This is a genomic window from Lentzea sp. (assembly GCF_036380075.1).
Classification (GTDB): Bacteria; Actinomycetota; Actinomycetes; order Mycobacteriales; family Pseudonocardiaceae; genus Lentzea.
This window is the reverse complement of the sequence record NZ_DASVFL010000072.1, coordinates 75108-98068: the sequence shown is the minus strand read 5'-3', so window position 1 is coordinate 98068 and position 22961 is coordinate 75108. Positions and strand designations below refer to the sequence as shown.

The following is a 22961-nucleotide window of genomic DNA, read 5'->3' as shown; positions in this document are numbered from 1 at the left end:
CGTCAACTGGACGAACGCGCACTTGAGCACTACAGGTCAGGCATCGGCCCGAACCACCCCTACGCGATCATCGCGACCATCAACCTCGCCAGCGACCTGGCAGCCACCGGCGAGGTCGAGATGGCGGTGGAACTGGGTAGGGACGCTGTCAGCCGTGCGGAGCGAGTGCTGGGCGCCGACCACCCCACGACCTTGGCCGCCGCCATCAACCTCGGTCTCGACCTGCGGGCGTTGGGGCGCACGGAAGAAGCAGAGCCCTACCGCAACCCGGTTCTGGACAGGTACCGCAAGGTTCTGGGCGAAGCTCACCCCGGCACCATCGCCGCCATCAAGGGCGCCCGGGCGGACTGCGACATCGACCCGATGCTGATGTAGCCCCGCCTCAACCGAAGACGAGCTGGCCGATCCACGCCGCCACGTCCTCCGGAGTCGATGTTTCGGTGGCCGTGCAACGCAACTCGCGGTGCACGGCCCGCACCAGCTCCGGACGATGCAGCAAGGCACGCGAAGCAGGGTCGCGTCCCGCCGCGTCCAGTGCGAGTCCCAGCCCGATCAGGGACGCCGGCCGGTCCGGAGCTGCCCGGAGCTCAGCTCGATAGCCCCTGACCGCGTCCTCGAACCGGCCGGACGCGAAGGCGAAATCGGCTGATGTGGCTTCGGGCACCGTCGACCAGACAGCAGCCAGCCTTGCTCGCCCGTCGCCACCCAGCCCCTGTCGGATCAGGGCGGCGCGGCTGCGTGGCCATGAGCCGTCCGGTACCGGTGTCAGGGACACGGCGGACTGGATCGACCCGACTGGCGGCATGTGCGTGCCCGCGCGCCAAGCGCCCACGATCTCGGCAACCGCCTCGGGATCCGGACGCAGATGCCGCAGTCGCCATCCGGCTCGATGATCTGCGACCACGACGGCAGCCAACTTCGAGATGTCCTCGCGCACGGGTTCTTGCTGCCAGGGACCGAGCACCTGCTCGATGCCGTCCAGAAACCGCCTACCGGCATCGGTGAGCGTCATGTCTTCGCGTATCACCATCAGCGTTCGCCACACCTGCCCACGCCAGAACGCGAACTCGAACCACGCCCGTCGAGCAACTGCGCTGTCCCCGGACCAGGCGAGTGCCCGCCAGAACGCGGCGACACCGTAGAACGCGTAAACACCTTGGAGAACGCCGCTGAGCGGACGGGGATCGTCCCTCCACGGCACGTAGATCCGCTCTCGCGGGTCGCTCTCGTACAGCTTGACCAGATGCAGGATCCCGCCGAGCACGATGTGCTGGAGCTCGTGGACCAGGGTCGCGGCCAAACCTTCGCCGTCCTCGGGTCGCCCCACGACGGCGCTGCCGAAGGCTTCGCCGGTCGACGCGCTCGGGTTCTGGAAAGGCACCCGAGGCTTCGGAACCAGCGAGCTCAAGCCCGCGGAAAGCACGCTGGCGAAGTCCGGCATGACGGAAACCACGAGGCTCCAAGCCTCATCGATCAGTCGGCCCCAGTCGCCGAGCTCGTCGTCGTCCAACCGCTGCGGAAGCAGTGGTTCGTACAGGCCGCGATACGGGTCGGCGTCGTCGAGGTGGAGTGTGAAACTCTTCGGCTCGGGGCCGCATCGACGCACGCGAAGTGGCCGCCAACCAGGCCCGTCCACGCTGACGGGGTGCGGCAGCAGCACCTCGGCATGCCCGTTCATGACCGTGTACTTCCTGTGGCCGCCGCGCACGGTCGCCACGGAGAACAACTCCGATGAAGGCAGTGAAGCCGTGCCCAGTGAAGGCAGGGACACGTTGCCGTCCCACGCGGGTACCCCGATCTCGAAGCGCAGACCGGCTCTGACCGCCGCGGCCGCTGCGATGGCATGCACATGACCGAGGTGCATCCACAGTGGGCAGACACCGTCGATGCCGTCGCGGAGCAGGCGGGTCGTGTAGCCCGTCCAGCTTCCGGTGTAGGGATGCGTGAGCAACTGCTCGAACGCTTCCGGGCTTGTGCCCTCCACGCGATCGAGCAACTCCAGCACCTCGTCGATCGGCGGCATCGGTCCGTACAACTCGGGCGTCTTCGCAGAGTTCTCCAGCAGAGCGAGCAGCAGCAGCTTTCGTCTGCTGCGCTCGGCCCGACCGAGGTTGCGCACCATCGACGCGTCACCCTCCAGCCGTGCGAACGCGTCGAAGTCAGTCCAGGGCATGCTGTGGAACACGGGATCGACCAACACGATCAATCGATCCGCTCACCACCTGTGGCGTTGCTGCTCCGGTAGGGAGCACGGACGAGGCGAGCACGTTCCACCACATGGTGCAGTGCGTTGCGCAGGATTTCGTCGTCCACCGCGCGCAATTCGGCGAACGGAACACGTTCGATGTCGAGCAGGCTCGATTCGACGTCCGGTTCGATGCCCGAAGAAGTCATGGTGTTGTCCCCTCACGCCGAACCCGACAGGAGCAGGCAACACCATGATGGCTCAACCGCGCGCGGTTGCGGAAGGGCTGACGCCCTGGCACACCGCTACTCACAACGACAAAGCTGAACCTTCGCAGCCGGCGACACCAAGTATTCGTTTCCAGGTGTGCTAGACCGCTCAGGTGAAGGTCAGAGGCGGCCCACAACGTTCAAGAAGGCACCCCATCCCTCTCGTGAGATGTGCAGCACGGGCCGATGCGCGCTCCGGTCCTTGCTGTCTCGAACCATGGCGGTGTCAGCGACAAGCCGGACCTCGACGCAGCTCCCCCCGGAGTTGCTGTAGCTACTGGTAAACCATTCTCCGCACTCGCCGTGGGACGCGGAGAACTTCTTGTCGATCAATCGAGCTCCTCGATGCGCTGGTAAATCAAATCCAGGGAGTCCTGGACACCCAATGTGCGTGTGAGCGCATCGCGATAGGTGACAACTAGATCTCTCACCTGAGCCGATTCATCGATTATCCCCCAGTTCGTCACACTTTCCTGCCAAGCGACGGTCGGCAGCTGCGGGTTCGAGAAGTTCAGGAGGTGGGTTGTGGCGGCACCGAACAGACCACATGCGGTTGCCGCGAAAGGAACAACCCTCACCTCGACGTTCGAGTACTCCTCGATCGTTCGCGCGAGGTGGGCGAGCTGCCCCCGATGAACCAGTGGACCGCCGATTTCCTGTCGCAGTGCAGCTTCACTGATGATGGCCGTCATGTTCATGGGATCGTCGCCCGTGATGCGTTGCTGCCTCAGCAGGCGAACTTCCACGCGGTGATCGACCTCGACCCGGCGCTCGGTGACCGACGGAATCATCAGCGCTCGGGCGTAGTCCGCAGTCTGCAGAAGCCCCGGAATGAGCAGGCTCTCGTAGTACCGAACGCTCTCGGCGCCGGCTTCCAAGCCGATCAACCGCTGGAGCTCGCTGTCCAGCAACCCGCCGAACCTCATCCACCAGCCGCGTCCCTTGGCCGCCTCGCGGAGCTCGAGCAACTCCTGCTGCTCCTCCGAGTCGTACTCGAACAGCCCGAAAAGCTTGATCAAGTTCTCTTCCGAGAGGATCTTGCGCTCGTTCTCCACGGCGGACCAGTAGTTGCGGGAGAAGTCGAGTCGCTGGGTGATCGTCTTGACCTCGACGCCCATCTCGACGCGACGCTGCCGCAGCCGGAGCGCAAGCTCCCACGCTGCGACGACAGGTGACGTCGACGAGGACACGACGCTCCCCCCACACGGTTCCGGCACCGGTAAACGCATAGGTATACCACAAGGTTAGACCAACTGGTTACCGTAACCATGGAATAACGCGGTTCCCGTAGCGCCGAGGCAACGCATCGCCTTACCGTCGTAGGTGACTCGCAAGTCAACCGCGATGGCACCTCGAAGTGACCCATCTCCGCCTGTTCGAGCGAACCGTGCGCCACCGGGTTGTCAGTCGACACATGACGCAACGCCATGACGCCCGAGCGCCGTAGGTGGAGGAACGATGATGAGCAGTCCCTTGCCCGAGCCGCGCAGCCCCGATATGCGGGCCCCGGCCGAGCCGGTTCACCTTGCCGGGAACGGGCAGCTCCTGCTCGTCAGAGCCGGAGAAGAGCACCTCACGCTGACCACGGCGCACTGCACGATCGTGGCCGTGGACATCGTGGGTTTCGGGCAGCGCGACCGGAACAACACCAACCAGGTCCGGCTCCGGCACGGCATGTACAAGGCGATGCAAGCCGCGTTCGACGCCGCCGGCATCCCCTGGCTTTCGTGCCAGCACGACGACAGAGGAGACGGAGTCCTCGTCTTCGTGCCCGCAGAGGTGCCCAAGCGGCTGCTGGCGGATCACCTGCCGAACGCGCTTCTCGAGGAGTTGTTGCGGCACAACCAGAGTCACCCGCCACGCGAGCGGATTCGGTTGCGGCTGGCGTTGCACGCCGGTGAGGTCAACTACGACGCGCACGGCGTGACCGGGTACGCGATCAACCACACTTGCCGGCTCCTGGATGCCGATGTCCTGAGGAACGCGCTGACCGGTTCGGCGGCTGTCTTGGCGGTGATCGGGTCTGCCTGGTTCTTCGACGAGGTCATCCGGCACAGCGAACTGAGCCAGTCCAGGGCGTACCGGCCGGTGGAGGTGGTGAACAAGGAGACCGCCACCCAGGCCTGGGTGCGCCTGCTCCGGCCGCCCCGCAACGGGCAGTCGCCGTAGGCGGTCAGCGGAAGTCGCGGGACTTCGACGGGATGCGCAGGTCCAGGTGTTGCAGGCGGTCCGCCAGCACGCTGATCACGCCCTCCGCCGACTCCACCACGCCCCGCACGAGCATGGCGCCGCTGCTGCGCGCCACCTTGCGGTAGCGGGCCCACAGGCCGGGTGAGCACACGACGTTCACCATGCCCGTCTCGTCCTCGATGTTGAGGAACGTGACGCCGCCCGCGGTGGCGGGGCGTTGGCGGTGGGTCACGGCGCCGCCGATGAGGACGCGTGTTCCCGGTTTGACCGAAGGCAGTGAGGTCACCGGGAGGACGCCCATCGAGTCCAAAGTGGACCGTACGAACTGGGTCGGGAAGCTGTCCGGGGACAGGCCCGTGGCCCAGACGTCGGCCACCGCCAGCTCCACGTCGTCCATGCCCGGCAACGCGGGTGCGTCCACGCCGAGAACGGTTCCCGGCAGGCGGTCCGGGCGGATGGCGGCCACCGCGCCCGCCGCCCACAGGGCCTGGCGGCGGTCCAGGCCGAAGCAGGCGAAGGCGCCCGCTGTGGCCAGGGCTTCCACCTGCGCCGTGGTCAGTTGCACTCGGGTGCCGAAGTCCTCCATGTCGCGGAACGGTTGGGCGGCCACGATCCGGGACGCGTCCGCGTCACCTATGCCGCGGACCGCGGACAGGCCGATGCGGACGGCCTGCGCGCCGTTCAACGGTTCCAGGCCTGCCCAGGGGAGGGACCTGTTCACGCACGGACCGTGGACCGTCACGCCGTGGCGGCGGGCGTCGATCACCAGGGACTGCGGGGAGTAGAAGCCCATCGGCTGGGCGCGCAGCAGGGCGGCGCAGAAGGCCGCCGGGTGGTAGAGCTTGAACCAGGCGCTCACGAAGACCAGGTGCGCGAACGACAGGGCGTGGGACTCGGGGAAGCCGAAGTTCGCGAACGCCAGCAGTTTCGTGTAGATGCGGCCGGCCAGGTCCTGGTCGATGCCCCGCTCGGCGCAGCCCTCGTAGAAGCGGTCGCGCAGGCGTTCCATGCGGGCGGTCGAGCGTTTGGCGCCCATCGCGCGGCGCAGTTCGTCCGCTTCGGCGGCGGTGAAGCCCGCCACGTCCACGGCGATCTGCATCAGTTGTTCCTGGAACAGGGGGACGCCGTAGGTCTTGTGGAGGGCGTTCTCCAGCAACGGGTGGTCGTAGTCCCACTTCTCGGTCTCGTTGCGGCGCCTGATGTACGGGTGCACGGAGCCGCCCTGGATCGGGCCCGGCCTGATCAGCGCCACCTCGACCACCAGGTCGTAGAACTCGCGCGGCTTGAGGCGCGGGAGGGTGGCCATCTGGGCGCGGCTCTCGACTTGGAACACGCCCACGGAGTCGGCTTTCTGCAGCATGTCGTAGACGGCGGAGTCGGCGAGATCGATGGCACCCATGTCCACGAGAACGCCTTCGTGGTCGCGCACCAGGTCGATGGCGTAGTGCAGCGCGGAGAGCATGCCGAGGCCCAGCAGGTCGAACTTCACCAGGCCGATGGACGCGCAGTCGTCCTTGTCCCACTGCAGGACGGTGCGCTTGTCCATGCGCGCCTTCTCCACCGGGCACACCTCGCTGACGGCGCGGTCGCAGATCACCATGCCGCCGGAGTGGATGCCCAGGTGGCGCGGGAAGTTCTCCAGTTGCGCGGACAGCCGCAGGACGTTCTCGGGGATGTCGCAGTCGTCGGTGGTGACGCTGAGCGGGCCCCACCTGTCTATCTGCTTGCTCCACGCGTCCTGCTGGCCCGGCGAGTGGCCGAGCGCCCTCGCCATGTCGCGCACCGCGGAACGGGCCCGGTAGGTGATGACGTTCGCGACCTGCGCCGCGTGCCGGCGGCCGTACTTGCCGTAGACGTGCTGGATCACCTCCTCGCGCCGGTCGGACTCGATGTCGACGTCGATGTCGGGCGGGCCGTCGCGGGCGGGGGCGAGGAAGCGTTCGAAGAGCAGGTCGAAGCGGACCGCGTCGACGTTGGTGATGCCGAGCGCGAAGCACACCGCGGAGTTGGCGGCGCTGCCCCTGCCCTGGCAGAGGATGTCGTTGCGCTTGCAGAAGCCCACGATGTCGTGCACGACCAGGAAGTAGCCGGGAAAGCCGAGCTGTTCGATGATCCTCAGCTCGTGCTCGATCTGCCGGAACGCCCTGTCCTCGTGCTCCAGGCCGGAGTACCGCCGGCGCGCGCCCTCCCAGGTGAGCTCGCGCAGCCAGGTGATCTCGGTGTGGCCGGGCGGCACGTCGAACGGCGGCAGCTTCGGCGCCACCAGCCGCAGGTCGAACGCCAGCTGCATGCCGAGCAGCGCCGCGTTGTGCACGGCGCCGGGGAAGCGGCGGAACCGGTGGAACATCTCCTCGCCGCTGCGCAGGAACGCGGCGGGCGCCGGCGGCAGCCAGCCGGCCATCTCGTCCAGGCTGCTCCGCGCGCGGACGGCGGCCATCGCGGCGGCGAGCCTGCCCCGGCTCGCCGTCGCGTAGTGCACCGCGTTCGTTGCCACGACGGGGAGTTTGAGCTGCTGCGCCATCGCGTTCAGGACGTCGTTGCGCCTGCTGTCCTCCGGCAGGCCGTGGTCGGTCAGCTCGACGTGGACGCGGCCCTTGCCGAACATGTCGGTGAGCCTGACGATCTCCCGGAACGCCGCCTCCGGGCCTTCCCTGGCCAGCGCCCTGCGGACGGTTCCCTTGCGGCAACCGGTCAGCACCACGACCTCGCCCCTGGTGTCCTCCACGATCTGGTCGACGTCGTAGACGGGTTTGCCCTTCTCCGCGCCTTCGTCGAGGTGGCCGGTGGTCAGCGTGCGGCACAACGCGTGGTAGCCGTCCTGCTTGCGCGCCAACAACAGCAGGTGGTCGCCCTCGGGGTCGGGTTCACCGTTGGCCGGTCTGCTCAGCCCGATGCTGAGCTCGGCGCCGAACACCGTGTGCATGCCGAGCTCCTTGGCGGCCTCGGCGAACCGGACCACGCCGTACATGCCGTCGTGGTCGGTGATCGCGATGGCGTCGAGCTTGAGCCGTTGCGCCTCCTCGACCAGCTCCTCCGGGTGGCTCGCGCCGTCCAGCCAGCTGAAGTTGGAGTGGCAGTGCAGCTCCGCGTACGGCACGCGTCTGCGGGTGACGGCGGTCTCGTCCACGCGCAGCTCGAAGCCCGGCGGGGCGGTGTAGCGGTCGCGGTGGTGCGACCACGCCGGGCTGTCGCCGCCGTCGGGCTTCTGCTCGACGGGCTTGCCGGAAAGAGCGCGCTCCAGCTCCCTCCAGCGGACCGGCGGGTTATTCCACCCCATCGGGTTCCTTGCGCGGCAACGGGATCAGCGCTTCGAGCAGGTCCCAGTAGTCGTCTCGCATCAGTCGTACACCCCTTCCAGAAACCACTTCCCGTTCCTGCGGATCAGCAGGAACGCCTGGTCGTCCGTCTGCACCTGGATGCGCGCCGCCCGGTGCGGGTCCGGCGCCCACCACCGCTCGTCGACCGGCCACGGACCGGCCCACGCGCTGACTTCGCGCGTTCTTCCTTTGACAGTCAGCTTCTTCGGCTGCGCGGTGAGCTCGAAGCGGCCGGTCACGCCGACGTCGTCGCCGCTCGCGCCCCTGAGCTCGGCCGGGTCGTCGGCGAGCGTCGCGGGTGCTCTGCCGAGCCGGCCCGGCCACGGGTGGTCCGGGTCGCGGCCGGGCGTTCGTTCGTCGCCCCACGGCACGAGCTTGACCTGCTCCCGCGGGCCCCTGCCGCCGTCGAGCACGGGCGTGAGCACGCCGTCCGGACCGAGCAGGCCCTGGACGTGCAGGAGCGCCCGCACCGCGCGTTCGTCGTCGTGGCCCCACAGACCGAGCTGCAACGCCGTGCCGTCGACGACCTCGACCGGTTCGAGGGTGAGCGTCCTGATGCCGGAGGTGAGGCGTTCGCGGGTGAGCCAGCCGTCGAGCTGCCAGCGCACGCGGTCGGCGATCCCCCGCGGTGTCAACGGTTCCGCGGCCCGCCACACCCGGTGCAGCTCTTCGCCGTTCTCGGTGCGGGCGTGGATGCCGAGGCGGGTGCAGGCGAGGCTTCTCGCCGCCAGGTTCTCGTGCAGCCGCTCGGACAGGAGCTTCGCGGCGAACGCGGCGGCGTCGATGCGGTCGACCGGGTCGTCGAACGTCTCCCGCACCGCGAGCTCGGGAGCCGGTTTGCGCTTGTCGAGCGGGCGTTCGGGCAGTCCGCGGGCCAGGCGGTGCTGTCTCGTCGCGGGGCCGCCGAACCTCGACGTCACGGCGTTCTCCGGGACGTCCGCGAACGCGCCGAGCGTCTTCAGGCCGAGTCTTCTGAGCAGGTCGACGAGCTCGGGCGCGTCCAGTTCGTGGACGCCCAACGGCCTGAGGAACTCCGCAGTCCGGCCCGGCGGCACGACCACGTTGCGCTGCGCGGCCTTCGCGGCGGCGAACAGGCTGTCGGCCACGCCGACCTGGGCCTCGACGTTCGCTCGGGCCGCGACGTGGTCGACGAGGCGTTCGGCCGCCCGCTCCGCGGAGCCGAAGTACCCGACGGGCCCCTGCGCCGGCACCGCGACCAGGCCGGGGTGGACGACCTCGATGCCGGGCGCGAGCTCCTCGACGGCCTCGGCCACCGGCTCGAAGAACCGGGCGTCGCGCTGCGGGTCGTGGTCGAAGGTGACCAGCTCGGGGCACATCGACTCGGCCATGCGCTTGCGCAGGGCCGTGCGGACGCCCTCGGCGCGAGCCACGGCGGACGTGGACACGATCTCGTTGCCGTCGACGACCGCCACCGGGACGTGCTGGGGAGTGCCGGTGGCGGCGCAGGCGGCGACGACGGGCCAGTCGGGGCACCAGAGGGCGAGGAGGCGGGTGTCCTTCACGCGGGCAGGCCCCGGGTTGTAGCCCGCTTGGCGGCCAGTTCGTCGACCCGCTCCGGACCGGCATCAGCCGGCTCGTCGGAACGGGCCGGGTCGCCGGCCACCAGCGGGAGCTCGATTTCCTCTTCCTGACCGAACGTCAGCACCACCTGCTTCGCGCGGCCCGCCGCGCCGCGGCCGCCGGTGCGCACGCTGATCTGCTGACGCCGCAACGTGTCCGCGCCGTCGTCCAGCCGGTTCCAGCGCACGGACTCGGCCGTCAGCTCCACGTCGGCCGAGGGCCAGGAGCCGAAGGCGATGAGCACGGCGCGACGTTGCCGGGCCCGTGCGGTGAGGCGGCGGGCCAGCGCGGGAGGCAGCGGGCAGGCGACGGCCACCAGGTCGATGCCGTCCAGCAGGGCCGCGATGACCGGGCCGGGGTCGGAGCCGGGACGCGGGACGAGTGCCAGCCGCTGCACCGAGACCCCGAGCTCGGCCGCGGCCAGCACTCCGACCTGGGGCAGACCCACCACGGCGGCCCAGCAGCCGTCCGCGGTCGCACCCGCCAGCAGGGCGAGCAGCAACGATGTCGATCCGCCCACCGACACCGTGCTGCCCCGCCGCAAGCCGCCCCACGGCAGCAGGCCCGCCAGTTCCCCGCGAACCGGCAGAACCCGCCCCGTGGTGTGGTCGGTGGTGGTGCTGGTCAGCTCGCTGGCCGGGTTCACCCCGAGCGCGGCCAACGACGCCGTTGCCGACCTGGACACTCCACCCACCTCCCTCGGAAGACCGTGCGCACCCCTGTGCACGGCCGCCGTGGGAAGTACGGCGACTTGCTTATTCGAACTCCTGTTCGAACGAACGACATGATCGTAGCGCGTGAGCGCACCTCTGTGTCAATCCCGGAACGTCACCCTTTTGGTGGATATGACGACGTGTGCCCAGAAGGTCATCTACCGTGCCCTCAGCAGCACCGGGAACTGGGGAAACCATGAACCAACCACCGCAGAACTGGCAGCAGCAGCCGTACGGCGGCCCACCGCCTCCTGGTTGGCAGCCCTACCCACCGCAACCACCCAGGAAGAGCAACACCCCGAAGGTGGTCGGGATCATCGCCGGCGTCCTGGTGCTCGGCATCGCCGCCGCGGTGGGCGTGCTCTACCTCTTCACCCACGCCGACAGCGGCACGAGCAAGCGCTCCGACGTGCTGCCGGGCGTCTGCGGCAACATCTCCGAGACCGCTCTCGCCAGGGCGCGCACGACGAACCCGAACGGCGCCGCCTCGCGCGAGTCGAAGCTGTCCACCGGCACGCGGGTGTTCTGCTCGTGGAACCAGACCAAGGGCGAGGACGGGTCCGGCCAGCGCTCCACCAACGTCACCGTCGCCCTCGGCCAGGAGGACGCGGAGACCGGCTACGACCGGAGCGTCACGCGGAAGGGGGAGAACCCGCAGGGACGCTCTCTGCAGAAGCAGCTCAGCGGCCTGGGCGACGAGGCCGTGGCGGTGCTCGCGGAGACGGAGTCGGCCTACACGCGGATGTCGGTAGTCGTGCGCAAGGGCGCCGCGGTGGTCGAGGTCGACCTCACCGGGTGGGACGCGGGCCTGTTCGGCGCCACCGAGCCCGACGCCGAGGAGCTCGAAGAGGCCGCGAAGGGCATGGCGGCGGAGATGGTCGCGAAGCTCTAGCGACGCGAACGGGGCCGCCTCCCCGGAGGAAGACGGCCCCGACGACGAGCGATCTCAGTGCGCGAAGTGGCGCGTGCCCGTGAGGTACAGCGTCACGCCCGCCAGTTCTGCCTTGGCGATCACCTCGGGGTCGCGCACCGACCCGCCGGGCTGCACGACCGCGCGCACGCCGGCCTCCAGCAGCACCTCGAGTCCGTCCGGGAACGGGAAGAACGCGTCCGACGCGGCCACTGCGCCCTGGGCCCGCGCGCCCGCGCGCTTCACCGCGAGGTGCGACGAGTCGACCCGGTTGACCTGGCCCATGCCGACGCCGACGGTCGCGCCGTCGTCCGCCAGCAGGATCGCGTTGGACTTCACCGCGCGGATGGCGCGCCACGCGAACTCCAGGTCCGCCAGCGTCTTCTCGTCCGCGGGCTTGCCGCACGCCAGCGTCCAGTTCGCCGGCGAGTCGCCGTCGGCGTCGATGGCGTCGCGCTGCTGGAGCAGCAGACCGCCGGACACCGGACGCATCTCCGCACCACCGCGCTGGGGCGCCTCTGCCACGAGGATGCGCACGTTCTTCTTGCGCTGCAACACCTCCACCGCACCGTCCGCGTAGGACGGAGCGATGATCACCTCGGTGAAGATCTCCGAGACGAACTCGGCCATCTCCACGGTGACCTCGCGGTTGGCCGCGATGATGCCGCCGAACGCGCTGACCGGGTCGCACTCGTGCGCCTTGCGGTGCGCGTCCGCGATGCTCACGTCCGACACCGCGATGCCGCACGGGTTCGCGTGCTTGATGATCGCGACGCACGGGCGCTCGTGGTCCCACGCGGCACGCCACGCGGCGTCGCCGTCGAGGTAGTTGTTGTACGACATCTCCTTGCCGTGCAACTGCTTCGCCGACGCCAGGCCCACGCGGCCGTCGCCCTGCGTGTAGATCGCGGCGTGCTGGTGCGGGTTCTCGCCGTAGCGCAGCACGTTCGACCGGTTCCAGGTCGCGCCGACCCAGCCGGGGAAGCCGCTGCCCTCGTCGTCCGGCGCGAGGACGTTGCCCATCCACGAGGCCACGGCCACGTCGTAGGAGGCGGTGTGGCGGAACGCGTCCGCGGCCAGGTGCTGCCGGTCGGCGAGCGTGAAGCCGCCCTCGCGGACGTTCTCCAGCACCCAGTCGTAGCGCGCCGGGTCGACGACGACCGCGACGTTCGCGTGGTTCTTCGCCGACGCGCGGACCATCGCGGGGCCGCCGATGTCGATCTGCTCGACGCAGTCGTCCTGGGACGCGCCCGACGCGACGGTCTGCGTGAACGGGTACAGGTTCACGACCAGCAGGTCGAACGGCGCGATGTCCATCTCGCGCAGCTGCTGCGCGTGCGAGTCCTTGCGCAGGTCGGCCAGCAGGCCGGCGTGCACGCGCGGGTGCAGCGTCTTCACGCGGCCGTCGAGGCACTCGGGGAACCCGGTGACCTCCTCGACCGGCGTCACGGGGACGCCCGCGTCGGCCAGCACCTTCGCGGTGCCGCCGGTGGACACGACCTCGACTCCGGCCGCGTGCAGGCCGGTGGCCAGTTCCAGCAGGCCGGCCTTGTCGGAGACCCCGATCAGGGCCCGGCGGACCGGTCGCCTCTCGGCGGGAGTGGTCACGGAATGCTCACCTTTCGTCCGTTCACGGTGCAGCCCTCACGGGCCAGCCGGCCGACCGTCTCGACGAGCAGCCGGCGTTCGACGACCTTGATGCGTTCGTGCAGGGTCTCCTCGGTGTCGCCGGGTTCGACGGCGACGGCCTCCTGCGCGAGGATCGGCCCGGTGTCGACACCCGCGTCCACCAGGTGCACGGTCGACCCGGTGACGCGCACGCCGTAGTCCAGCGCGTCGCGCACCCCGTGCGCGCCGGGGAAGGCGGGCAGCAGCGCGGGGTGGGTGTTGATCATCCGGCCGCCGAAGCGGGCGAGGAACCGCTCGCCGATGATCTTCATGAAGCCGGCGGACACGACCAGGTCCGGCTCGTACGAGGCGACGGCCTCGGTCAGTGCGGCGTCCCACGCGGCGCGGTCGGCGTGGTCGCGCAGCTTCACGGCGAAGTGCGGCACCCCGGCGCGTTCGGCGCGCTTGAGGCCCTCGATGTTCTCGCGGTCGGCGCCGACGGCCACCACCTCGATCGGGAGGTCGGCGTCCAGCAGGGCCTGCATGAGGGTTCCGGAACCGGAGACGAGTACGACGACGCGCGCCGGTGTGGGAAGCCGAAGTTCGGTGCTCAGCGTCTACTCCTGGGCGTGGCCTGGTCTGTGCGGCGGTGTTGCAGCAGCTCAGGGGCAGCCTATGACGTCACCGTTCCGGCTTGCCGTCCAGGTCCTCCTCGGGCTCCATGCCGAGCATCTCGTCGAACTCGGCGTCGAAGTCCTCGTCGGGTTCCTCGCCGGTGTCGTCCTCGGGATCGCCGTCGGGGTCGCCGGGATCGACGTCGCCGTCCTCGTCCTCCTCGAGGACGTCCTCCTGCTCTTCCTCGTCGAGGAGCTCGTCCTCGTCCACGAGGTCGTCGGCGTCCTCGATGACTTCCTCGTACTCGTCCTCGTCGTAGTAGTCGTCGTCCTCGAGGTCCTCCTCGACCTCGAACTCGTCGCCGTCGACGACCTCCAGCTGCTCGAACTGGTCGGTGAGCTCGTCGTCCTCGAACACGACGTCCGGGTCGGCGGTCTCCTCGTCCAGGTCGGGCGCGACGAACTCGGACGCGCCGGCCGCCACCGCGGCCTTCCCGCGGTTGCCCGCCAGCCAGGCCACCAGCGCGCCCGGCACGAGCACCCAGAACGCCACGAGCAGCGCCAGCAGCCCCGCCGGCACCGTCACGGGGTCGAACGCGCCGGACGCGAGCCGTCCCCCGGCCGTGGCGGCGAGCACGAGGCTGGCCACGGCGGCGGTCACGGCGGCGACCAGCACCGCCCGCACCCGCGAGGTCGGCCGGTCGGACACCTTGCGGCACGTCCAGCCGACCAGCACGCCGATCGCCGCGGCGCCCAGGAACACGACAGGGCTCCACACAGCCTTGCTCTCGGGCATCGAGGCCAGCAGCGGCACCGGCGGCACCGGGCCGCCGACGAACCGCGTCGGCGAGATCTCGACCCCGCCCAGCGAGAACCCGGCGCCCACGACGTAGGAGAACCCGGCGATGATCGCGTTGGGCAGGTAGCCGACGCACAGCAGGAACACGCCGAGCCCGACGCCGAGCGACGGACCGGCCTCCGCGAAGAGCCCGCTCGTGGTGGGCCACGAGACCGCGAGCCCGGCGCCGACGGCCAGCGCACCCAGGCTGATCAGGCCGGACAACGCCATGATCCCGGCGCGCAGCCCGTGCAGCGCCACCGGGTCGAGCTTGTCGAACACCACCTCGACCAGGCCGCAGCGACGGGCGACGCCGATCGTGGCGGCCAGTCCGGACACGGCGGCGCAGCCGAAGAACGCGACGGCCGGCGTGGCGCGCACGACACCGTCGCCCATGATCAGCGCGATCGCGCCGCCGACGACCGCGTGCGCGCCGGCGATGCTCAGCACGACACCGCGGGCCTGCAGCGGTTCGTAGAGACCGAGGCGGTCGGCGGTACCGGCGGCGGTGCGGCCGACCAGCAGCATCAGCAACGCGGTCGGCAGCAGCGGCAGCACGCCGAGCTGGCCCGCGTCGAAGCGCAACGGGACGTGGTGCGCGGCCAGCCACGCGGGCGCGGCGGCGCTGAGCACGCCGGAGGTGGAGAACTCGGCGTACGTCGCCGTCGCGGAGACCAGGGCGAGGACGGCGGCCACCGCCGCGTACCCGACGACCACCGACCCGACAGCGGCCGCGACGAGCACTCGCACGCGCTCGGACCGCGAGAACTCCGGCGGACGCACGGTGGTGACCTCGCGGGTCACATCGCGTTGCAGCACGGGCACTTCTCCACTGTGTCAGGCCGGCTGGGCCATCCGGGTCAGGCTCGCCGGGTCATACGACAGGGGTGGTGCCGGACGAGACCGGCACCACCCCTGAGGTCGAACGGTGTTGCGGACCTACTGCTGCGGTCCGCCGAAGCCACCGGGCGGCGTGCCCGGCGAGCCGAACTGGCCGGGCTGCGGCATGAAGCTGGTCTGCTGCGGCGGCTGACCCGGCTGCTGCTGGGGCTGCTGCGGCTGCTGACCGAACGACTGCTGGCCGAAGGACTGCTGCTGCGGTGCCTGCGGCTGAGCCGGGAACGCACCGGACTGCGGGTGCTGCTGCTGCGGGGCCTGCTGCTGCGGGAACGCGCCGCTCTGCGGGTTCCAGCCACCGGGCTGCCCCTGCTGCTGCTGGCCCGCGTACGGGTTCGCGGGCTTCGGCTCGAACTTCACGATGCCCTCGGCCAGCAGGAACGCCAGCACGATCGCCGCCGTCTCCAGCAGCGCCACGATGAGCAGCACGATGTCGAGGCCCTGCACGGTCGACACCTTGATGATGCCCTGCAGCTGGAGCAGGGTCTGCACGGCCGCGAGGATCGCGGCGACCGGCACGAAGCCCCTCGGGACGTTCGGCAGCACCGAGAGCCCGGCGAGCATGCCCGCCGCGAGCAGGTAGGTGACGTTGCCGTTGACGTCGTCCGCGAACGCGACGAGGTACGCGACGAGGCCGAGACCAGCGGCGACCAGCGGGAGGATCAGGCTCAGGTTGATGCTGTTGGCGCCGGGGGCGCCAGGGGCCTGATGAGGTGCCTGGTGCTGTGCCGGACCCGGCGGCTGCTGTTGGGGTGCGCCGTAAGGCACGGACATGTCGAGGTCTCCTCCTCCAACCGAGTGATTCTCAAAACGCTAGCAGTGTTCGCCGTCGCGCATGCGCAAGCGCGGCGAGTCCGGCTACCGCTACTCAGACGCTGAGCCGATCAAGTCGGTTCCGCCGTACGAGCGAGGGCCGGACTCCGAAAGTACTCGGAATCCGGCCCTGGAGTAGCTCGAACTGCGGTGCTACAGGCTCTTCATGATCTCGCGCATGAGCTCGGCGGTCTCGGACGGCGTCTTGCCGACCTTGACGCCGGCGGCCTCGAGGGCCTCCTTCTTCGCCTGCGCGGTGCCCGCCGAGCCGGAGACGATGGCGCCGGCGTGGCCCATGGTCTTGCCCTCGGGCGCGGTGAAGCCCGCGACGTAGCCGACGACCGGCTTGGTCACGTTCTCCTTGATGTACGCGGCCGCGCGCTCCTCGGCGTCGCCGCCGATCTCACCGATCATCACGATCGCGACGGTCTCCTCGTCGGCCTCGAAGGCCTCCAGGGCGTCGATGTGCGTGGTGCCGATGATCGGGTCGCCACCGATGCCGATCGCGGTGGAGAAACCGAAGTCCCGCAGCTCGTGCATCATCTGGTAGGTCAGCGTGCCCGACTTCGACACGAGGCCGATCTTGCCGCTGCCCGCGATGTTCGCGGGGATGATGCCGGCGTTCGACTTGCCGGGGCTGATGATGCCGGGGCAGTTCGGGCCGATGATGCGGGTCTTGTTGCCCGTCGCGACGGCGTGCGCCCAGAAGTAGGCGGTGTCGTGCACCGGGATGCCCTCGGTGATGACGACGGCCAGCTCGATCTCGGCGTCGATGGCCTCGACCACGGCGGCCTTCGAGAAGGCCGGCGGGACGAAGATCACGGTCACGTTGGCGCCGGTGGCCTCCATGGCCTCCTTGACGGTGCCGAAGACCGGGAGGACGGTGCCGTCGAAGTCGACCTTCTCGCCCGCCTTGCGCGGGTTCACGCCACCGACGATGTTCGTGCCGGACGCGAGCATGCGCTTGGTGTGCTTGGTGCCCTCGGCACCGGTCATGCCCTGGACGATGACCTTGCTGTTCTCGTTGAGGAAGATAGCCATCTGACTCAGACCCCCGCAGCCGCGAGCTCGGCGGCCTTGGCGGCCGCGTTGTCCATCGTGTCGACAACGGTCACCAGCGGGTGGTTGGCCTCGGCGAGGATCGCGCGGCCCTCCTCCACGTTGTTGCCGTCCAGGCGGACGACGAGCGGCTTGGTGGCCGAGTCGCCGAGGATCTCCAGCGCCTTCACGATGCCGTTGGCCACGGCGTCGCACGCGGTGATGCCGCCGAAGACGTTGACGAAGACGGAGCGGACGGCCTCGTCGCCGAGGATGACGTCCAGGCCGTTGGCCATGACCTCGGCGGACGCGCCGCCGCCGATGTCGAGGAAGTTGGCCGGCTTCACGCCGTACTGCTCACCGGCGTACGCCACGACGTCCAGGGTGGACATCACGAGACCGGCGCCGTTGCCGATGATGCCGACCTCGCCGTCGAGCTTGACGTAGTTGAGGCCCTTCTCCTTGGCCTTCGCCTCGAGGGGGTTCTCGGCCTGCTTGTCGACCAGCTCGGCGTGGGCCGGGTGGCGGAAGCCCGCGTTCTCGTCCAGCGTGACCTTGCCGTCGAGGGCGATGATCTTGCCCTCGGGGTCGCGGACCAGCGGGTTGACCTCGACGAGCGTGGCGTCCTCGGAGACGAAGGTCTCCCAGAGCTTCACGATGGTGTCGACGACCTGGTCCTTGACCTCGGCCGGGAAGTTCGCGGCGTCCGCGATCTCGGTGGCCTTGGCGTGGTCGACGCCCTTGATGGCGTCGATGTGGATCTTCGCGAGGGCCTCGGGCTTGGTGGCCGCGACCTCCTCGATGTCCATGCCGCCCTCGACGCTCGCCATGGCGAGGAAGGTGCGGTTGGCGCGGTCGAGGAGGAAGGAGAAGTAGTACTCCTCCGCGATGTCGGAGGCGGGCGTCACCAGCACGCGGTGAACGATGTGCCCCTTGATGTCGAGGCCGAGGATGGCCTTGGCCTTCTCCTCGGTCTCCTCGGCGGTGGAAGCGAGCTTCACACCGCCGGCCTTGCCGCGGCCGCCGGTCTTGACCTGGGCCTTGACGACGACTGCCTGGCCGAACTGCGCGGCGATGGCCTTGGCGTCGGCGGGGGTGGTGGCCACATCGCCCGGCAGTACCGGGACGCCGTGGGCGGCGAAGAGGTCCTTCGCCTGGTACTCGTACAGGTCCACTCGGGTCTCCTGCGACGTCGGTGTCGGAACACCGCGCCTGGGTGGTCCTCAAGGGGCCGTGCGAACCCACTTGACGCGGCTGGGCCCAGACACTATCGACCTGCGGGTACCGCTCGCACGTCACCACCGGTGAGGTCGGTCTCAACGACGGTGAGGTCGATCACGAATGCGCCTGCCATCGGGAAAACGCATGCCCACGACCTCTTTCCCGGCGTCTTTCGCCGGGGATCGTCACCGGGTCGCGCGAGCGCCCATCAGGCCCGCCGCCACCAGCGACGCCGCGATCGACGCCAGCGCGAGCCACGTGCCGGCGGCCGCCACCGCGCCTTCCACCCGGTCGCCCGTCAGCGGCAGCTCCAGCGCGCGGACGCCGACCAGGACGGCCACGCCCACCAGCACTGCGGCTCCGCGGGCGGGCCGCGAGCGCAGCGCGACCACGAGGGCGACGACCAGCACGACGAGCGAGACCAGGAGAGACCACGACAACGCCGGGTCGCCGTCGGGGACGAGCGTCGCTCCCTCGTACTTGTCCCCGCGCAGCGTGGGCAGCGCGAAGGCGCCCAGCGCGAAGAAGCCGGCCAGCAGCGCGGCGCCCAGCTCGGTCAGCGGCATCTGCTCCCGCTCGCCCACGTCCTCGTTCTCGCGTTCGACGGCGCCGGCGAGGCTCGCGCAGACCAGCGCCAGCAGGCCGAGCGGGAGCTCCGCGACCATCAGCCAGAACCCCGCTCCCGGTTGCGCGATGCCGAGCCGGGACGCGTCGAGCACCGGGTCGGTCGCGCCCGCCGCGGCGAGCTGCATGCCGCAGTAGGAGAGGTACAGCGCCGGGCGCACCGCGGCGGCGGCCGACGGCACGAGCAGCAGCAGGCCCAGGACGCCGAACACGGGCGCGGCCACCCACAGGAGGTTCGCGGACGCCAGCCCCGGCGCCGCGCCACCCGTGGTGAGGACGAGCTGGGGCAGCAGCGCGCCGCCGAGCATCGCGGCGGCGGCGAGGAGGGTGAGGACACCGGCGGCCACGTGCATGCGCCGGATCGACGGCAGCGCGAGGTCGCGGTCCTCGTCCCGCTCACCGCGCAGGAGGCGCACCAGGCGGCCGAGCAGGGGCACCGCGGGCAGCAGCAGGGCGGCGACCAGCGCGAGCACCGGTCCCGCGCTGATGGTGAGACCAGCCGCGACGGTGCCGGAGGCCAGCGGCGGCAGGACGACGGCCAGCAGCACGAGCGTGACGCCGAGCAGTCCGCCCTGGCGGGTGTCCGGGTCGGGCGAGCTGGCCGCGAGCGCGGTGGCGAGCGGCGCGGCGACGGCGAGCAGCAGCCCGCCGGTCAGGCCGAGGACCGGCAGGTCCCACGGCCCCCTGTCGAGCTGGAACGGGTCGGTGGAGAGGAACGGCTTGCCGAGCAGCCCGATCGCCGCCACGGCCGCGATGATCACCGGGAGGGCGACGAGGGTCGGTGGCTCCGACTCGTCCGCGGGCATGCCGGCCCGTCCGGCCGACAGCACGCCACCCGCGATGACCAGGACGTGCCCGGCGACGAGCAGCCACACGCCGGCGGCGGGGGTGACGGCGACCAGGGTGGCGGGGCGGAAGAGCTCGGGGCGCGCGACCGCCATCGGGGCGACGGCGACCTGGAGGTCGCTCAGCAGCCGGCCGACGGCCAGGACACCGGCGGCGGCGAGCAGTCCCGCCGCGACGAACGGCCGGCCGCGGAAGAGCAGTGCCCCCGCCACGACCGGCGGCAACAGCGCCAGCAGGGCGAGCAGCGGCCACGACGTGAACGCGGGTTCCGCGCCGTCGACGACGCCGAGCAGCGGGCCCGCCGCGAGGAGGAGGGCACCCGCCGCGGCGAGGCCCCACGAGGTGCGCAGCCGGGTGGCCGCCGGGGTCTGGTTCTCGAGCTCGGTTCGAGTCATCGCGGGCGAACCTAGCAACACCGCTGCCGGATCTCGTGTGGACGTCGGCCACGCGGGAAGGCGAGCTTCGTTCGCATGTGGAAAACCGACTTGTGGGTACTCCTGGTCGGTGAGTCCATCACTTACCGTCGCTGACATGAGCGACACCGGCCGGTCGTGGATGACGCGTCTGACTGACGCGGTCCTCGATCGTGCGGGCTGGGGAGTGCACACGGCACGCGACGTGGCCGAAGAGGTGAAGGTCGCGCTGCGGGCCATGGCCTCGCCCGGCGGCCTGCGCGGCGTCGCGATGGAGGCGGCCTGGCTGACCGCTCACGCCGTGCTCTACCCGTGGGGCGCGGTCACCGAGCAGCTGCGCCCGGAGGGCCACTTCCGGCACTACCGCACCGACGGACTGCCGCCCCGGCAGCGCGGCCTGGTGGTTTCGGCCATGGACGCGGCGGGCACCCCGATCGTGCTGGTGCACGGCATCGGGGACAACCGTTCCGCCTTCGCGGTGCTGTCGGGGGCGCTGCGGAGGCGGGGCTTCGGAGTCGTCCACGCCATCAACTACAGCGTGCTGACGGCGCTGACGGGGGACGTCCGCCGGTCCGCCGCGCTGCTGGGCGCGCACATCGAGCGGATCTGCGAGCAGACCGGCTCCGATCAGGTGCACGTCGTCGGCCATTCGCTGGGCGGGCTCATCGCCAGGTACTACGTGCAACGGCTGCACGGCGACTCACGCGTTCGCACGCTCGTGACCCTGGGGACGCCCCACCGCGGCACCCTCACCGCTTATCTGCTGCCGACGCCGCTCACGAAGCAGCTCCGTCCGGGCTCCGAGCTCATGGAGGAGCTCGCCGAGCCGTGCCGGCCGTGCCGCACGCGCTTCGTCGCCGTCTGGTCGGAGATGGACCAGGTCATCGTCCCGCAGCGCAACGCCCGGCTGGAGCACCCCTCGTTGGTGGTCGAAGAGCACCAGATACGTGATTCAGGTCACCTGTCTTTGCCGGTTGACACGAGGACGCTTCACGTAGTTGTGACAGCCATCACCCGATCGGATGACGCGTCAACTCACCCCATCGCCGCTGGCGGCGAGGCATGTCGCCCGCCCGGTATGACCGACCGTCACAGTTAACAGATGAAACCCCCTGGTCGCCGCCTGTTCGGTGGACATAACAAACTGGGGTTTGCCCTCTGAGGCTTCCCGCCGTTACTGTCCCCCGGTCCGTTGTCACGGTCTGATCACAGAAGGACACCGAGTCAGAACCCCGAATCCTGACTCACCGGGAATCCCCCGCCCGGCGTCGGTTGATCAGGCTCCCCGAAGGCGGAAGGGCAAGCTTTGAGTCACCACCGCTCCCCCGGCGGCCATGAACGCAGTGCTGCGCTTGAAGAGGCAGTCGACCGCGCCACCACGCGCACGGTCAGCTCGCACCGGCTCCCCCCGCCACCGTCGGCGCTTCGCGGACGCATCGTCGTCGCCGCCGTCGCAGTAGGTGCCTTCGCCGCAGCCGGCGCAGGTCAGGCCCTCCAGGCAGGTGCCGACGACACCACGGACGTCCAGCTCGCGAACCACTCCGGCGGCGCGGCCACGTTCGACGGCGTGGGTGGCGACACCGCCCCCGCCCCCCAGATCCTCGCGGTCTCCAAGACCACGTCAGAGGGCTCCGCGGAAGCCGCCAAGCTCCTGCGCAGCCAGCAGCTCACCACCGAGCGCGAGGCCGTCGAGGCCGAGAAGAAGCGCCCGAAGTTCGTCCGCCCCGCCGCTGGCGAGTTCACCTCCGGCTACGGCGGCCGCTGGGGCACCATGCACCTCGGCATCGACATCGCCGGCCCGATCGGCACCCCGATCCTCGCCGCCGGTGACGGCGTCATCCTCGAGGCGGGTCCCGCGTCCGGCTTCGGCCTCTGGGTCCGCGTCCAGCACGCCGACGGCACGATCACCGTCTACGGCCACGTCGACACCTACTCGGTCCGCGAGGGCCAGCAGGTCAAGGCCGGCCAGCAGATCGCCCGCATGGGCAACCGCGGCTTCTCCACCGGCCCGCACCTGCACTTCGAGGTGTGGAACCCGGACGGCCAGAAGATCAACCCGCTGCCCTGGCTCAACGCTCGCGGTGTGACCGTCTGATCTCCTGCGCGGCCATCCCCCTGGCCGTTCGGAAGTCCGTGCGGTGTCGCTCTTCCCAGTACCCGTAGTTCCCAGTACCCGTAGTGCCTTTTCGGTGTCCGTGGTGCCGTCGTGGGTGGCTGAACGCCTCGTCCAGGTTCGCGAATTCCTGAACTACGGCTCAGCAGCGTTCTGACGGCTGCGGTGGTGCTGACCCACCTCCGCGTCCGGGGTCGGAGGCTTTCGCGGCCTCACGGGGCTCTCATGCCGTCCAACCGCTGTCGGGTTCTGGTTTATTCCGCGGTGGTCCAGTGGCAGTTGAGTCGGGATCGAGAGCGGATCCGTTACGCGGCCGGTGGAGGAAGCCCGCGGAGGAAGTGCGTCGCGGCCACCCGCCAGACCGAGCACATGTGTTTGCGCCATCTCGGGCCGCACGCCCTGCAGGCCCCGCTCTCGGTTTGGCCGTGGTGGTGCAACAGGGTGCGCCAGGCTGCCGTGAGACGTTCGGTCTCCGGGGATTCCAGCTGGTTGAGGATTGCGAACACGCGTTCGTGGAGCAGGTTCGCCAGCACGTGATCCATCTCGAGCACTCCCGCTTGGTCGACGACCTCATGCGGATGATTGTGCTCGGGGGGTCTGACAATTTTTGGCGCTGAGGCCTTCGCTTCGCTCGGCAGGCCTGGGTGGCCTTCGCTTCGCTCGGCGGCGTGGTTGGGCTGGCACCCTGCCGGGCGTATGCCGGGCCTGTGCCTTGCGGTCGTTGAGCCGAGAAACTGTGCGGCCGGACCGCTCTCCCGTTCGGTCCGGCCG

Annotated in this window: 19 protein-coding genes; 5 read left to right on the top strand and 14 right to left on the bottom strand. The window is 70.1% G+C overall.

Annotated elements, in window-relative coordinates:
• On the top strand, positions 1 to 375 hold a 375-nt coding region (locus tag VF330_RS09500; protein WP_330851143.1), incomplete at its 5' end, for a tetratricopeptide repeat protein.
• Positions 376 to 382: 7 nt separating this feature from the next.
• Here the strand turns inward: VF330_RS09500 and VF330_RS09495 are convergent.
• The 4 genes from VF330_RS09495 to VF330_RS09480 form a co-directional block, all read right to left on the bottom strand.
• Entirely contained in the window at positions 383 to 2200 is a 1818-nt protein-coding gene (locus VF330_RS09495) for an HEXXH motif domain-containing protein (RefSeq protein ID WP_330851147.1), read from the bottom strand.
• A gap of 2 nt (positions 2201 to 2202) precedes the next feature.
• On the bottom strand, positions 2203 to 2394 hold the full coding sequence (locus tag VF330_RS09490; protein WP_330851142.1) for a hypothetical protein: 192 nt from the start codon (positions 2392 to 2394) through the stop codon (positions 2203 to 2205).
• 180 nt (positions 2395 to 2574) lie between these two features.
• Positions 2575 to 2787 carry a DUF397 domain-containing protein gene (locus VF330_RS09485; protein ID WP_330851141.1) on the bottom strand — a complete coding sequence of 71 codons (213 nt, stop codon included), beginning with the start codon at positions 2785 to 2787 and terminating at the stop codon, positions 2575 to 2577.
• The gene (locus VF330_RS09480; RefSeq protein WP_330851140.1) at positions 2784 to 3644 is read right to left on the bottom strand and encodes a Scr1 family TA system antitoxin-like transcriptional regulator; all 861 of its coding nucleotides are present in this window, start codon (positions 3642 to 3644) and stop codon (positions 2784 to 2786) included. Before VF330_RS09480 ends, VF330_RS09485 begins: the two co-directional genes overlap by 4 nt.
• Before the next feature lie 271 nt (positions 3645 to 3915).
• Here VF330_RS09480 and VF330_RS09475 point away from each other — a divergent pair, with 271 nt between their 5' ends.
• Entirely contained in the window at positions 3916 to 4623 is a 708-nt protein-coding gene (locus VF330_RS09475) for a hypothetical protein (RefSeq protein WP_330851139.1), read from the top strand.
• A 4-nt stretch (positions 4624 to 4627) separates the two neighbouring features.
• On the opposite strand, the gene VF330_RS09470 is transcribed toward VF330_RS09475, so the two are convergent.
• The 3 genes from VF330_RS09470 to VF330_RS09460 are packed head-to-tail and all read right to left on the bottom strand — an operon-like array spanning position 4628 to position 10227.
• Positions 4628 to 7921, bottom strand: coding sequence for an error-prone DNA polymerase (locus VF330_RS09470; protein ID WP_330851138.1), 3294 nt, complete (start codon positions 7919 to 7921; stop codon positions 4628 to 4630).
• A 60-nt stretch (positions 7922 to 7981) separates the two neighbouring features.
• Entirely contained in the window at positions 7982 to 9484 is a 1503-nt protein-coding gene (locus VF330_RS09465) for a DNA polymerase Y family protein (RefSeq protein WP_330851137.1), read from the bottom strand.
• A complete protein-coding gene (locus tag VF330_RS09460) occupies positions 9481 to 10227 on the bottom strand; it encodes a hypothetical protein (protein ID WP_330851136.1) in 747 nt (248 codons plus the stop codon). Before VF330_RS09460 ends, VF330_RS09465 begins: the two co-directional genes overlap by 4 nt.
• Before the next feature lie 224 nt (positions 10228 to 10451).
• On the opposite strand from VF330_RS09460, the gene VF330_RS09455 reads away from it, so the two are divergent.
• Positions 10452 to 11147, top strand: a complete 696-nt coding sequence (locus tag VF330_RS09455; RefSeq protein ID WP_330851135.1) for a hypothetical protein — start codon at positions 10452 to 10454, stop codon at positions 11145 to 11147.
• Between the two features lie 54 nt (positions 11148 to 11201).
• On the opposite strand, the gene purH is transcribed toward VF330_RS09455, so the two are convergent.
• The 7 genes from purH to VF330_RS09420 form a co-directional block, all read right to left on the bottom strand.
• Positions 11202 to 12773 (bottom strand): bifunctional phosphoribosylaminoimidazolecarboxamide formyltransferase/IMP cyclohydrolase, encoded by a 1572-nt coding sequence (gene purH / locus VF330_RS09450; RefSeq protein WP_330851134.1) that lies wholly within the window; start codon positions 12771 to 12773, stop codon positions 11202 to 11204.
• Complete coding sequence (purN, locus tag VF330_RS09445; RefSeq protein WP_330851146.1) at positions 12770 to 13387, bottom strand: phosphoribosylglycinamide formyltransferase; 618 nt, start codon at positions 13385 to 13387, stop codon at positions 12770 to 12772. The genes purH and purN overlap by 4 nt, the downstream gene beginning before the upstream one ends.
• Positions 13388 to 13454: 67 nt before the next feature.
• Positions 13455 to 15044: a DUF6350 family protein gene (locus VF330_RS09440; protein WP_330851133.1), complete on the bottom strand. Its 1590-nt coding sequence runs from the start codon at positions 15042 to 15044 to the stop codon at positions 13455 to 13457.
• 120 nt (positions 15045 to 15164) lie between these two features.
• Positions 15165 to 15896 carry a DUF5336 domain-containing protein gene (locus VF330_RS09435; protein WP_330851132.1) on the bottom strand — a complete coding sequence of 244 codons (732 nt, stop codon included), beginning with the start codon at positions 15894 to 15896 and terminating at the stop codon, positions 15165 to 15167.
• Between the two features lie 192 nt (positions 15897 to 16088).
• On the bottom strand, positions 16089 to 16976 hold the full coding sequence (sucD, locus tag VF330_RS09430; RefSeq protein ID WP_330851131.1) for a succinate--CoA ligase subunit alpha: 888 nt from the start codon (positions 16974 to 16976) through the stop codon (positions 16089 to 16091).
• A gap of 5 nt (positions 16977 to 16981) precedes the next feature.
• The gene (gene sucC / locus VF330_RS09425; protein ID WP_330851130.1) at positions 16982 to 18148 is read right to left on the bottom strand and encodes an ADP-forming succinate--CoA ligase subunit beta; all 1167 of its coding nucleotides are present in this window, start codon (positions 18146 to 18148) and stop codon (positions 16982 to 16984) included.
• Positions 18149 to 18379: 231 nt separating this feature from the next.
• A complete protein-coding gene (locus VF330_RS09420) occupies positions 18380 to 20059 on the bottom strand; it encodes a hypothetical protein (RefSeq protein WP_330851129.1) in 1680 nt (559 codons plus the stop codon).
• Positions 20060 to 20195: 136 nt separating this feature from the next.
• Between VF330_RS09420 and VF330_RS09415 the strand changes: the two genes are divergently transcribed.
• Complete coding sequence (locus tag VF330_RS09415) at positions 20196 to 21176, top strand: esterase/lipase family protein (RefSeq protein ID WP_330851128.1); 981 nt, start codon at positions 20196 to 20198, stop codon at positions 21174 to 21176.
• 207 nt (positions 21177 to 21383) lie between these two features.
• Positions 21384 to 22172: a M23 family metallopeptidase gene (locus VF330_RS09410; protein WP_330851127.1), complete on the top strand. Its 789-nt coding sequence runs from the start codon at positions 21384 to 21386 to the stop codon at positions 22170 to 22172.
• The last annotated feature ends 789 nt before the right edge of the window (positions 22173 to 22961 follow it).